Raw genomic sequence first — 13334 nt, forward strand, 5'->3', positions numbered from 1 at the left:
ACTCACAGATGAACAGTTGGCGACCTGTCCATACAAGCGTTGACCGGGGCGGCTGTGCCTGACACGTTGGCCACAGCCGCCCCGGCGAGCGAGTCCCCCCACCCCGTTCGTACCGCCTGCCGCGTCATTTCCCCCGTGCTGCCCCCGAACCCGGAGTTCACCGTGTCCGTCCGTCCTTTCACCCTTGCCACCGCGCTCGCCGTCGTCGCGGCGCTGTCCCTGACCGCCTGCGGCGGCAGTTCGGACGCCGCCGAGTCCGCCACCTGCCCCGGCGGCAAGGTCCGCTTCGGTGTGGAGCCCTTCGAGGACCCCGCCAAGCTCACCCCGGCCGCCGAGGTCCTCGCCGACGCCCTTGGCGAGAGCCTGGACTGCGAGGTGGAGCTGACCATCACCGAGGACTACTCCGCCGAGGTTCTCGCCATGGAGAACGGCAAGCTCGACATAGCCATGTTCGGTCCCCTCGGTTACGTCTTCGCCAGCGGGCGGGCCAAGGCGGAGGCCGTCGCCTCGTTCGGGGACGGCACGGGCAAGGTGTCCAGCTACACCGCCGGCATCTGGGTGCCGAAGGACTCCGCCGTCACGTCGGTCGCCGGTCTCAAGGGTCACTCCCTCGCCCTGGCCTCCGTCGGATCCACCTCCGGCGACGCCCTGCCCCGTCAGGCGATGCTCGACGCCGGCCTGAAGAAGGACGACGTCAAGGTCAACTACGCCGGCGGTCACCCGGAGGCGCTGCTGGCCCTCGCCAAGGGAACGGTCGACGCAGCCGAGATCAACTCCCAGCAACTGGCGAGCGCCACCGCCGCCGGCACCTTCGACCCGGCCGGGTTCCGCAAGGTGTGGAGCTCCGACCCGATCCCCAACGACCCGATCACCGTCCGTGGAGACCTCGACGCCGCGTTCAAGAAGGCCGTCACCGACGCCCTGCTGAAGCTGCCGCCGGACAAGGTCGGCGAGATCGGCGCCCTCCTCGACGTCGACCCGCCCGCGCCGCTGGTCGCCGTGGACAAGTCGACATACCAGCCGCTGTTCGACCTCGCCGCCACCCTGAACCTGACCGAGAAGGACGTCTGATGCTCGCCCTGTCCGGGATCACCGTGCGGTACGGAGAGCGGCAGGTGCTGCACGGGGTGGACGTCGACGTCGCCCGGGGCGAACTGCTCGCCGTGCTCGGGGCCAACGGCTCCGGCAAGTCGACCCTGTTGCGCGCCGCGGCCGGTCTGGAACCGATGGCGGCGGGCAGCGTCGGCATCGACGGGAAGCCGTGCGGGCCGCTGGACATCGCCGTGGTCTTCCAGCACATCCACCTCGTGCGCCGGCGCAGCGTCCTGGAGAACGTGTGCGCCGGCGCCCTCGGCCGGCTGTCGCTGCGCCACTCGCTGGTTCCCGCCCTGTTCCCGCGCGCCCTGCGCGAGGAGGCGATGGCCTGCCTGGACCGGGTGGGACTCGCCGACCGTGCGCACGAACGTGCCGGCCGGCTCTCCGGCGGCCAGCAGCAGCGCGTCGCGGTGGCCCGTGCCCTGTGCCAGCGCCCCCGCGTCCTGCTGGCCGACGAACCGGTGTCCGCGCTGGACCCGGCCGCGTCCGAGCAGGTGCTCGCGCTGCTCGCCGAACTCGCCCACGACGCGGGCCTCGCCGTCCTGGCGGTCCTGCACCAGCCCTCGCTCGCCGCGCGGCACGCCGACCGCGTGGTCGGCCTGCGGGGCGGCCGCGTGATCCTCGACGGCCCGCCCGGCCAGGACGTCGATGCCCTCTACCGGCCCGCGGTCATGGAGGCCGTCTCATGATCGATCTCGATGAGGTGCGGAGGCTTCCCGTCCCCGCCAAGCCCGCCCGGCCGCGGGCCACCGCTCTCGCAGCCGTGCTCGCCGCCGTGGTGCTCGCCGTCCACGTCATCGCGTGGAACACCACCGACATGTCCTTCGGCGCGCTGGCCGAGGGCTGGGGCGGCATCGCGGACTTCCTGGCTGACGCGATCCCGCCGGACCTGAGCTGGGACGTACTGGAACCCAGCCTCAACGGCGCCCTCGTCACCCTGTGGATCGGGCTGCTCGGCACCACTCTGTCCGTCCCGTTCTCGCTTCTCCTGGCCCTGCTCGCGGCGCGCGGTACCGCCCCCTCGGCAGGCGTCTACCAGGCGGCGCGCTCCCTGCTGTCGTTCCTGCGCGCCGTGCCCGACGTGGTCTTCGCCCTGATCTTCGTCACCGCCGTCGGTCTCGGCCCGTTCCCGGGCGTGCTGGCGTTGCTGCTCCACAACGTCGGTGTGATGGGCAAGTTGTGGGCGGAGGCGCTGGAGGATGCCGATCCCGGCCCCGTACAGGCCCTGCGCTCGGCGGGAGCGGGCCGGATCCAGGTGGCCGCGCATGCCCTGCTGCCGACCGTGACCCCTCAGATGATCGGGCTGCTGCTGTACCGGCTCGACGTCAACGTCCGGTCCTCGCTGGTGCTCGGCCTGGTCGGCGCGGGCGGCATCGGGTTCCTGATCAACCAGTCGATCAAACTGTTCCAGTTCGACGAGATGCTGACGCACATCCTGGTGGTGCTGGTCCTGATCGTGGCCGTCGACCGCCTGTCGGCCCTGGTGCGGCTGCGCCTGGCCTGAGGACGGCTCCCGGTGCGGCGGCCCGCCCCGCACCGGGAGCCGTGGTCACTGGTCCCGGGTGGCTCCGTAGTGACGGAGGAACAGGGCTTCGACGTGGGCCATGTGCTCGATCTCGGCCGGGTCGACGCTCTCGTTGGGGGCGTGGATGAGGCACCGCGGTTCCTCGACGCCCATGAGGATGATCTCGGCGTGCGGGAACTGTTCGGCGAGGACGTTGCACAGCGGGATGGAGCCGCCCTGCCCGAGGTACGCCATGGGCGTGCCGTAGACCTCGGTCATGGCCCGGTCGAGGGTCGCGTACGCGGGCCCGTCGGTGGCGGCGTGGAAGGCGGAACCGGCGCTCTCGGTCTCGACGGTGACCCGGGCGCCCCAGGGAGCGGCCGCGCGGAGATGGGCGGTCAGCGCGGCCACGGCGGTCCCGGCGTCGGTCCCGGGCGGGACGCGCAGGGAGACGCGGGCGCGGGCGGACGGCGGGATGGAGGCGGAGGAGCCGACGACGGGCGGGCAGTCGATGCCGAGGACGGTGACCGCCGGACGGGCCCAGAGCCGGTCGGCGACGCTGCCGGTGCCGGTGAGCCGGACCTCGTCGAGGACGCCTGCGTCGCTGCGGAACTGTTCCTCGTCGTAGCCGACTCCGTCCCAGGCGCCCCGGCAGCCCAGGCCGTCGACGCGGGTGGCGCCGGTCCCGGGATCGCGCAGCGTCGAGAGCGTCTGGATGAGCGCGGCGAGGGCGTCGGGGGCGGGGCCGCCGAACATACCGGAGTGGATCTCGCCCTTCAGGGTCTCCACGGTGACGACGACGTTCGCCAGCCCGCGCAGGGAGATGGTCGCGGTACCGGTGCCGACGGCGGCGTTGCCCGTGTCGCAGACCAGGAGTGCGTCGGCCCGGAACTCCTCGGGGTGCTGGGCGACGTACTGTTCGAGGCCTCCCGTGCCCTGTTCCTCGGATCCCTCGGCGACGAACCCGATCCCGACGGGCAGGTCGTCGCCGAGGGCGCGCAGGGCGGTGAGGTGCATGACGATGTTGCCCTTGCAGTCGGCGGCGCCGCGGCCGTACCAGCGTCCGTCGCGCTCGGTCAGCCGGAAGGGCGGGGTACGCCAGGCGTCCTCGTCGAGCGGGGGCTGCACGTCGTAGTGGCAGTAGAGGAGCACGGTCGGCGCTCCGGGCGGCGGCGGACGGTGTCCGAGTACGGCCTGGCTGCCGTCCGGGGTCTCCACGAGGCGTACGTCCTGGAGGCCGGCATCGGTGAAGGCCTCCGCGACCCACCGGGCGGCCCTGCGGCACTCCTCGGCCGGGTACTGGCGGGGGTCGGCGACGGAGGGGATGGCGACGAGTTCCGCCAGGTCGTGCCGGGCACGGGGCATCAGTGCGGCGATGCGGGCGGCGAGTTCTGTGTCCCTCACGGGGGCTCCCTCAGCGTCGTACGGTCGTGTCGGTCTTGAGGCTGTCCAGGGCCTTGTCGAAGTCATCGACCTTGTCGGGGCAGTAGACCGTCAGGACGATCCGCTCCACCTCGACGGCCTTGGTGTCAGCGATGACGGGCCGCATGCCGGGGCCGGTGGCGCCGTTGGACAGGTGGATCTTCCACAGGGCCTTGGCCAGCGCGCCCCCGGGCTTCTCGCACACGGGGCCCCCGTCCGTGCCGAGCACCTGCTCGACGGTGTCGGTGTCCGGGGAGGGGTAGCCGGCGGCGACCAGCTCGTCCTGGAGCTGGTTCGCCTTGGCGGCTGACTTGCTGGAGGTCGAGACGTTCTCGTAGCGGAGGAGGCCGACGATCGCGAGGGCGAGGAGGAGGGCGATGGCGCCCCAGTAGATCCACTTGTGTTCGGAGGCGAATCGGGTGGGGCTCATGACACGTCGCCCTCCGTCGTGGCCGCCTCGGCGGTCTTCCAGCCGGGTTTGCGCAGTCTGAGGAAGGCCCACGGGACGATCAGGCCGAGGATGACCAGCCCGCCCCCGATGATGCCGACATAGGCCCAGGTGCTGCCGTTGCCGAACTGGGACGGGGGTACGAACCCGATGAGCAGGGCGGCGGCGGAGGCCAGCCAGCCCACGACGCACAGCAGGCCCAGGGCGGGTGCCCGGTAACCGCGGGGGTGGTCGGGCTGCAGCTTCCGGAGCCGCAACGCGGCCACGAACATCAGCAGGTACACGATGAGGTAGACCTGCGTGGTGATGGTGGAGAAGATCCAGTACACGTTGGAGACGTTCGGGATCAGCGCGTACATGAGGGCGATGATCGTGGTGACGATGCCCTGGGTGACGAGGATGTTCTGCTGGATGCCGTTCTTGTTGAGCTTCTGCAGGAACGGCGGGAGGTACCCCTCGCTGCGGGAGATCTCCAGCAGCCCCTTGGAAGGCCCTGCGAGCCAGGTGAGCATGCCGCCGAGCGAGGCGGCCACGAGGGCGACGGCGGCGATCGGGGTCAGCCAGCCGATGTGGAAGAAGGAGAAGAACGCGTCGAACGCCTGCATCACGCCCGCCGTCAGGCTGAGTTGGTCTGCGGGGACGACCCAGCTGATCGCGAGCGCGGGAAGGATGAAGATCAGCAGCACCATTCCCATGGCCAGGAACATCGACTTCGGGTACTCCTTGGCCGGGTTCCTGAGCGAGGAGACGTGGACGGCGTTCATCTCCATGCCCGAGTACGACAGGAAGTTGTTGACGATCAGGACCAGGCTGGCCAGGCCCGTCCACTGCGGGAGCAGGTTCGCCGAGTCCATCGGGGCGGCCGAGGCGTTGCCCTCGCCGAGGAAGACCATGCCGAGGACCACCAGCACGGTGCCGGGGATCAGCGTGCCGATGATCAGGCCCCAACTGGCCAGCCCTGCGAGTGCTTTGGTGCCGCGCGAGGAGATCCAGACGCCGGTCCAGTACAGGACCATGATGACGATGGCGGTGTAGGGACCGTTGGAGGCGAGTGCCGGGTCGATGATGAACGCGATGGTCGACGCGACGAACGCGAGCAGGCTCGGGTAGTAGAAGATCGTCATCGCGAACTGGCACCACACGGCGAGGAATCCGAGCGGTTTCGACAGCCCCTCGCTCACCCACCGGTAGACGCCGCCGCTCCAGCCCGAGGCGAGCTCGGCGGAGACGAGCGCTGTCGGCAGGAGGAACAGGATCGCGGGCAGGAGGTAGAGGAAGACGCAGGCCAGGCCGTAGACGGCCATGGTCGGCGCGGCCCGCAGACTCGCCACCGAAGCGGTGGTCATGAAGGCGAGCGTCACCCAGGTCATGGCCGGTGTCGCCGGCCGGGCCGCGGCCACGCGCGGTCTGGGCAGGTCTGCCGAAGTTTCCATACTGCTCATGAAGGGGTCTCCTCGGGAGAGAGAGTCAGGAGGTGAGACCGCTGAGGGCGTCGCCGATGTACTTCACGCCCAGAACCACCAGGAGGGTGGTCATGATCGCGCTGTTGTGCCGGGCCATCCATTCCTTCCACCCGCCGAGCACCTCCGTGGCCTTGGAGCCACCGGCGAGGTAGACGCCGAGCGGGACGAGTGCGCAGAGCGAGGCGATCAGGACCATGAGGACGGCGGCGACGGTCTTGCCGCCCGCGCCGGCGGTGGAACTCGCGATGGAGACGGCGCCGCCGACCGCCAGAACGAGGTTCTTCGGGTTGGCCACCACCAGGACGACGGCGAGGCCGCCGGCCTTGCCCGGGCTGAAGGTGTCGATGGCCTTCATCCAGCCCGGTGTGGCGGCGTCGCGCCCCGCACGCGGTCTGTCCTTCCACTGCTTGGCGGCGAACAGAAGGAAGAGCACACCGAGAGCGAGCTTGAGCCAGAGTGTCCAGGTGGCCGGTCCGTCGTCGCCCGACGCGTCCGCGCCCGAGCCGGCGAGGACCACCACGGTGACCACGGCCGCGACGGAGACGATCCATCCGGCGGTGAACGCCAGGCCGTTGGCCCGGCCCTTCGGGGTGGCGAGCATGAGGATCACCGCGATGAGCGGCAGGGGGCTGATGGCGATACCGACGGCGGAGGTCAGCATCTGACCGATGGCGTCACCCATGAGCGTCCTCTTGTGTCATCTGGTCGTCCGTCCTCTTCCGTACGGCCGTTGGTGCGAGGTTGTGCTGATCCTCACGGGCATTACGGGCCGCGGCGCCATGGCGGGAGCCGAACGAGTGAACGGGCTGCCAGGTGTGGAATGCCGCCTGTTCCTGAGATGCGTGGTTCGTCTGTTCAGTTTTGAATGGTCGGTGTCCGGCGCCCTACCGGCGTCTTTGTCTGCTCGCATCCCGCGGAGGATTCATGGCCACGCTGACCGTCTGGAAATTCGACTCGCCCGAAGGTGCCGCCGGTGTCGAGAGCACCCTCCTGGAGTTGCAGAAGCAGGAGCTGATCAAGGTGGTCGACGCGGCCACGGTCAGCTGGCCCGCGGACGCGACGAAGCCGAAGACGAAGCAGCTGAGCAACCTCGCCGGTCTCGGAGCGCTCTCGGGCACCTTCTGGGGCATGCTGTTCGGCCTGATCTTCTTCATGCCGCTGCTCGGGGCCGCCGTCGGTGCCGCCGCCGGCGCGCTCGGCGGGAAGATGGCCGACGTCGGCATCGACGACGACTTCATCGACTCGGTCAAGTCGAAGGTCACCCCCGGTACGTCGGCGCTCTTCCTCCTCTCGCAGGACGCCGTGGTCGACCGCGTCCGGGCCGCCTTCCCCTCCGGCCACTCCGAACTGATCCAGTCGAACCTGGACGGCGAGAAGGAGGCCAAGCTGCGCGAGGTCTTCGCCGGCTGACCTCCCTCCCAGCTGTCCGTGAGCCCGCCGTGCCGTGATGCGCGGCGGGCTCCGTATCCGGGAAAGGGGGTGGGCCAGATGCCCGGACGGTGGACGGCGCCGCTCCGCAGGGCACGCCTGGGCAGACCGACGCCCTCCGACGTCAGCTCGGGCGCGGTGACCGGGCTCTTCTCGATTCCGGAGGGCATGGCCTACGCGGCCATCGCCGGATTCAACCCGGTGGCCGGTCTGTACGCGGGTGTGGTGCCGGCGATCGTCGGCTCACTGACGTCCCGCACGGTCCTCATGGTCACGACGCTGACCAGCGCGATCGCACTGACTTCGCAGAGCGTGCTGTCGGACGCCGGACTCGACCCGAAGGACGCCGGCAACATCGCGCTGTTGACGGTCATGGTCGGTGCGGTGATGCTGCTCATGGGGGTACTGCGGCTCGGCGCGGTGATGAGCTTCGTCTCCAACGCCGTCATGACCGGCTTCTCCACCGGCATCGCGCTCCAGATCATCACCGGCGTCCTGAAGGACGCCACCGGCTACGAGCCCCACGGAGACAACCGGCTCGTCCAGCTCGGCGACTGGCTGTGGCACATCGCCGACTGGCAGCTCGCCGCCACCCTCACCGCGCTCGCCACCATCGCCGTCTGGGCCCTCGCCCGAGCCGTGCGAAGACTGGAACCGGTCGCGCTGCTCATCGCGATGGTCGCGGTCAGTGTGGGCGCGGGCCTGCTGGGCACGGACATCGAGACGGTGAAGGACATCGCCTCGATTCCCGGCGCCCTGCCCTCCTTCACCGCGCCCGACCTGTCGGCCGTCCCCGACCTGGCCTGGGGCGCGGTCTCGGTCGCCCTCGTCGGCCTCGCCCAGGCGGCCGGAATCGCGCCGTCGATGCCCAACCCGGACGGTTCACGCTCCGACATCAACGGGGACTTCCGCTCCCAGGGGTACGCCAACCTCGCCGGAGGTCTGTTCCAGGCGCTGCCCTCGGGCGGTTCGATGTCCCGCACGGGCGTCGCGGTGTCCGCGGGTGCCCGCACCCGGTGGGCCGGCATCATCTCCGGCGTCTTCCTCGCCCTGGTGGTGCTGCTGTGCGGCTCGCTCGCCGAGCGCATCCCCATGCCGGTCATCGGCGGTCTGATCCTGGTCGTGGGCGGCGAACTCATCTGGGGCAAGCGCCACGACATCCTGCTCGTCCTGCGTACGTCATGGATGTCGGCCGGAGCCATGGTGCTGACCTTCCTCGCCACCACCCAGCTCCCGCTCCAGCAGGCCATCGTCCTCGGAGCCGTACTGTCGTTGCTGCTGTACTGCGCCCAGTCCGCCCGGCAGGCCAGGCTCCTCGCCCTCGTACGCAAGGACCGGGACCGCTGGGAGACCGGCGAGCCGCCCTCCGCCCTGGACCCCGGCACGGTCACCGTCCTCTACTACTCCGGCTCGTCCTTCTTCGCCGAACTGCCCCGGATCGAGAGCCGGCTCCCGGCCACGGACGGGGCCCGGGGAGCGGTGCTGATCCTCGTCGTACGGACGGTCCCCGACGTGCCGTCCTCCGCGATGCTCAAACTCCTCGACCGGTACGCGAAGGGCCTCGCCGACCACGGCGGACGACTGATCCTCTGCGGCGTCGACCCCTCGCTCGTACGCCTCCTGGAACGGACCGGGATCGCCGACCGGCTCGGCGAGAACGGGATCGTCCCGGCCGCTCCCGAACTGTTCGGCCCCCTGGCGACCGCACTTGAGGACGCCCGTCGTTGGACGGACGCCCGGTCGTCCGACGGGCCTTCGTGATGGCGGTTTGACGACACGTCGTGAATGCGCCACCGGGTGCCCTTCCGTCCTGCTCCGCCACGCGCCGATGATCGAGCGAACGTCACCGGCGCAGTCCAGAGTGGAGCAAGGCACATATGACGCATGTCCCGGAACAAAGACGCCTGTCCCTGGTGATGGCGGCTGCCGTCCTCGCCGCCGTGGCGGGTACGGCGCCCGTGGCCGTCGCCGCACCCGGCCCGGGCACGACCCCGAGCGCCGTCGGTGTGCTCGCCTCCCTGGACGGCCAGGAGCGAGAGGCGTTGCACCGGATGGCGACGCTGGACCTGGGCGGACTCCACGTCACGGACAAGGCGGCGCTGAAGTCCGCCGACCCCGTCGACGTCATCGTGCAACTGCGGACACCGCCCGCCCGGACCGCCCGTCTGCTGGCCGCCGCGCAGGGGCGCAGCCTCAGCGAGACGGACGCGCGCACCGCGGTGACCGAGGCGCAGAGCGCGTTCCGTGACGTGCTGAAGGACATGTTCCCCGAGAAGCGGGCGACCGCGGGGAAGTCCGGCAAGCAGTCCCCGGCGCCCAGGCCGCACCACAGTTACACCCACAGCTTCGACGGGGTCAGCCTCAGCCTGCCCGGTGACCGGGTCGCCGAGCTGCTCGACCACGCGGAGGTCGCCTCGGTGTGGCCCGACAGCACGGTGAAGGCGCTCGCCGACCCGGAGGCGACGGGATCCGGCGGCCCGGAGGCAGCCGGCGCCGAGGACGGCGTGGCCCGCCTGCACGCCGAGGGCATCACCGGCAAGGGCGTCAAGGTCGGCATCATCGACACCGGGATCGACTACCGGCACCCCGACCTCAAGGGCGTGTACGAGGGCGGCTACGACTTCGTCGACGACGACGCCGACCCGATGGAGACCACGTACGAGGACTGGAAGGCGTCCGGCCGGGCCGAGAGCAACCAGGGTTCCACGTACTACACGGAGCACGGCACCCATGTCGCCGGCATCATCGCCGGCCAGGGCGCCGACGCGAAGGAGCGGGCCGCGCACGGCGTCGCCCCCGGCGCCTCCGTCCACGCCTACCGCGTCCTCGGCCCCTACGGCAGCGGCAGTACCAGCAACATCCTCGCCGCCATGGACAAGGCGGCCGACGACGGCATGGACGTCGTCAACATGTCGCTGGGCGCCGCCATCAACGACCCGCTCAGCCCGCAGTCCATAGCCGCCGACAACCTGGTCCTCGCGGGCGTCACCACCGTCATCGCCGCCGGCAACAGCGGCCCCAACGCGGGCACCGTCGCCACGCCGGCCGCCGCCGCCCTCCCGCTGACGGTCGGCGCCCACTCCGAACCGCTGACCCTGCCCGCGTACAAGCTGAGCGCCGGATCGGTGACGGCGGAGGGCCGGCTGCTCGCCCAGCCCTACGGCGAGGCCCTGGACAAGCTGGCGGACGGCTCCCTCGACGTCGTCGACGTCGGCACCGGCACGGCCGCCGGCTACACCGGCAAGGACGTCACGGGCCAGGCCGCCCTCGTCCGGCGCGGCGGCATTCCGCTGGACGAGAAGGTGCGGCGCGCACAGGACAAGGGCGCCGCGGCCGTTCTCCTCGTCAACGACAACGCCGCCGAAGGGCACATCCCGTTCTACATCGGTGAGAACCCGAACTACGTCCCGGCGTTCTCACTGACCGCGGCGGACGGCGCCGCACTGATGGCGGCCGGTGCCGGCGTCTCGTTCACGCCGGCCGGAACCTTCCGGCTCGGCGACGGATCGCTGGCCGACTTCAGTTCGCGCGGCCCGGTCTACGGCAGCGCCGCCATCAAGCCCGAGGTCACCGCGCCCGGCGTCAGTGTCCTGTCGTCCGTCCCGGCCGACATCGTCGACCCGGCCGGCGGCGACTACACGTACGCGTACGCCCGTCTCAGCGGCACCTCGATGGCCGCGCCGTACGTCGCCGGCACCGCCGCGCTGATGCTCCAGCACGATCGCAGGCTGAGCCCCGACGCCATCAAGACGGCGTTGATGAACACGGCCACCGCCCTGCCCGGCGACGTCAGCGTGTTCGAGGCCGGTGCCGGAGCGGTCGACCCGTACGCGGCCGTGCACGCCACCACCGCCGTACAGGTGCCGGAGACCGTCCCGCACGTCACGGTCGACGGCTCGCAGACCGAAGTCGACTCCGTCACCGGCGCGTTGGACCTCGGTGTGCTGCCGGTGGGGCGTGCCACGAACCTCAAGCGCACCCTGCGCGTGGTCAACGACAGCGGCAGGCCCGTCACGTACGACGTGCGCACGGCCTTCAACCGAGGCTCCGGCGCTTCCGCGGACGCAGACGCCGCGCACATCACCCTGACCACCAGTGACCGGATCAAGGTCGGAGCCCACGGCAAGAAGTCCGTCGCCGCCGCCCTGCGCGTGCCCGCCGGAGCCCCGGCCGGCTACTACGAGGGCACGGTCACGCTGACACCGCGGAGCGGCAACGGGCTGCCCGCGCTGCACGTCCCGTTCGGCATGAGGGTCGCCGAGTCCGGGTTCGAGGAGGTCGACATGACCAAGTCCGTCATGTCGACCGGGCGAGGTTCCGATGAGGGAGCCGTCGGGGCCGGCGCGGCCACCTTCAACCTGCGGATGGCCGGACAGCTGCGCAGCATCGACATCTTCCTCACCGACGCCGACGGCAAGGACCTCGGCTACGTCGGAGGCATCAACACCGTCGGTCTCACCGAAGGCGTCCTCTACGGCCCGGCGACGGTGGGCCCCTGGTACTTCCCGTCGACCGGTGACAAGGCCACCCCGTTCGACCCGCGCGGCCGCTTCATCGACGACGGCCACTACAAGCTGCGCATCGTCGGCACGGACGCCGCCGGCGGCACCGACAGCGAACTGCGTGACGTGTACGTGGACTCGGAACTTCCCTCGTACCAGGACGCCTACGGAGCCTGGGACCCGGCCCACCCCACCGTCGTCGAACAGCCCGCCGACGCCACGACGTTCCCCGTGACCGGCACCCTGCTGGACGCCCAGGCCGACGACATCCACGCCGCGGGCCTCGACATCGGCCAGAGCGACAACCGCCTGTACTACTCGCTCTACAGCCCGAACGCACCCGAGGGCAGCTTGCCGGTGGCGTCCGACGGGGCCGTGGACGGGCAGGTCAAGACCCCCGTCGGCCCGCCCGTCACGCATCTCAAGCTGTGGCCCACGGACGCGGCGGGCAACATCAGCGGCATCCGCCAGATCAACATCATGAGGAAGGGCACGCCCTACGTGGTCGGCGACGCGAGCGCGTCCTCGGCGCGGGCCGGGGACCGTGTCACGTACACGCTGACCGCCCACGACCTGAAGAACTGGAAGACGTTCACCTCGCAGATCCGCTACGACGACCGGAACGTCAAGCTCGTCTCCATCGAACCGACCGCAGAACTGAAGGCCCACGGCCCCTCCACGATCCGGCGCACCGACGTGTCGGCCGGATCGTCGTCGTACAGCACGCTCTCCTTCGATGTCGCCGACAGCGCGGGCCTCAGCGGCGATTCGATGCCGTTGGTGAAGGTGACGTACGAGGTGACCGGTGGCACGGTGACGGCGAACGCCGGCCTGAGCACGGGCAGCACCTCGGCCGTCGACACGGCGGGCACCAAGACGAACCTGAACATCCTGTTCTACGGTGCGGTGCGGATGCTCAACCCGACCTCGACCTTCGTCGCCCGCCCGGCCGTCCAGGCCCTGCTGACCCGGGAAGGCGCGTTCGACAACGTCCGCGACCACACCGCCGACGGCATCGAGGCGACCCTCACCGCACCCGACGGCACCGTCCGTGAGGTGGCCCTGGACAAGACCGGCCGGATCTCCGTCAGCGGGCTGACCCCGTCCGACAAGCCGTACCGGTTCCGGGTGGCGGTGCCCGGCCACTTCACGTGGACCGAGGACATCGACCTCGGCCTGGACGGCACCTGGGGTGTGGCCGGCAACACCGCCAGTTCGGCGGCCGCCCTCGTCGCAGGTGACGTGAACGGCGACGACGTCGTCGACGTCCGGGACGCGGCCGCCGTGTACGCGGCGCGCGGGACGGCCGACCGCGCCGCCGACATCGACCACGACGGCACCGTCGGAGCCAAGGACCTCGCCTGGGTGAAGGACAACTACCTGGCGCAGAACAGCAGGTCCGACCGGTACACCGACCCGGTCAAGCGCCTGCGCGGCAAGTCGCTGGAGGACTACCTGGACCTGATGTAGAC

10 protein-coding genes are annotated in these 13334 nt (G+C 70.7%); 6 read left to right on the forward strand and 4 right to left on the reverse strand.

The window, feature by feature from the left end:
- The first annotated feature begins 162 nt into the window (after positions 1 to 162).
- From OG959_RS35160 to phnE, 3 genes are read left to right on the forward strand one after another with little or no spacing between them, the layout of a single operon-like run.
- Positions 163 to 1071 carry a phosphate/phosphite/phosphonate ABC transporter substrate-binding protein gene (locus OG959_RS35160; protein WP_326665026.1) on the forward strand — a complete coding sequence of 303 codons (909 nt, stop codon included), beginning with the start codon at positions 163 to 165 and terminating at the stop codon, positions 1069 to 1071.
- A complete protein-coding gene (locus OG959_RS35165) occupies positions 1071 to 1784 on the forward strand; it encodes a phosphonate ABC transporter ATP-binding protein (protein ID WP_326665028.1) in 714 nt (237 codons plus the stop codon). Before OG959_RS35160 ends, OG959_RS35165 begins: the two co-directional genes overlap by 1 nt.
- Complete coding sequence (gene phnE / locus OG959_RS35170) at positions 1781 to 2599, forward strand: phosphonate ABC transporter, permease protein PhnE (RefSeq protein WP_326665030.1); 819 nt, start codon at positions 1781 to 1783, stop codon at positions 2597 to 2599. The genes OG959_RS35165 and phnE overlap by 4 nt, the downstream gene beginning before the upstream one ends.
- Before the next feature lie 45 nt (positions 2600 to 2644).
- Here the strand turns inward: phnE and OG959_RS35175 are convergent, their stop codons facing one another.
- From OG959_RS35175 to OG959_RS35190, 4 genes are read right to left on the reverse strand one after another with little or no spacing between them, the layout of a single operon-like run.
- A complete protein-coding gene (locus OG959_RS35175) occupies positions 2645 to 4003 on the reverse strand; it encodes a dipeptidase (RefSeq protein ID WP_326665032.1) in 1359 nt (452 codons plus the stop codon).
- A 10-nt stretch (positions 4004 to 4013) separates the two neighbouring features.
- Positions 4014 to 4451 (reverse strand): hypothetical protein, encoded by a 438-nt coding sequence (locus OG959_RS35180; protein WP_326665034.1) that lies wholly within the window; start codon positions 4449 to 4451, stop codon positions 4014 to 4016.
- Entirely contained in the window at positions 4448 to 5911 is a 1464-nt protein-coding gene (locus tag OG959_RS35185) for an APC family permease (RefSeq protein ID WP_326665036.1), read from the reverse strand. Before OG959_RS35185 ends, OG959_RS35180 begins: the two co-directional genes overlap by 4 nt.
- Before the next feature lie 25 nt (positions 5912 to 5936).
- On the reverse strand, positions 5937 to 6614 hold the full coding sequence (locus tag OG959_RS35190) for a GAP family protein (protein WP_326665038.1): 678 nt from the start codon (positions 6612 to 6614) through the stop codon (positions 5937 to 5939).
- Positions 6615 to 6856: 242 nt separating this feature from the next.
- Between OG959_RS35190 and OG959_RS35195 the strand changes: the two genes are divergently transcribed.
- The 3 genes from OG959_RS35195 to OG959_RS35205 all read left to right on the forward strand — a co-directional run bounded on the left by OG959_RS35195 (position 6857) and on the right by OG959_RS35205 (position 13332).
- Positions 6857 to 7342, forward strand: coding sequence for a DUF1269 domain-containing protein (locus OG959_RS35195; protein ID WP_326665040.1), 486 nt, complete (start codon positions 6857 to 6859; stop codon positions 7340 to 7342).
- A 78-nt stretch (positions 7343 to 7420) separates the two neighbouring features.
- Positions 7421 to 9121, forward strand: coding sequence for a SulP family inorganic anion transporter (locus tag OG959_RS35200; RefSeq protein ID WP_326665042.1), 1701 nt, complete (start codon positions 7421 to 7423; stop codon positions 9119 to 9121).
- Positions 9122 to 9237: 116 nt separating this feature from the next.
- Positions 9238 to 13332 carry a S8 family serine peptidase gene (locus OG959_RS35205; protein WP_326665044.1) on the forward strand — a complete coding sequence of 1365 codons (4095 nt, stop codon included), beginning with the start codon at positions 9238 to 9240 and terminating at the stop codon, positions 13330 to 13332.
- Positions 13333 to 13334: the final 2 nt, after the last annotated feature.

This window comes from Streptomyces sp. NBC_00385, from assembly GCF_035917155.1.
GTDB classification, from domain to species: domain Bacteria; phylum Actinomycetota; class Actinomycetes; order Streptomycetales; family Streptomycetaceae; genus Streptomyces; species Streptomyces poriferorum.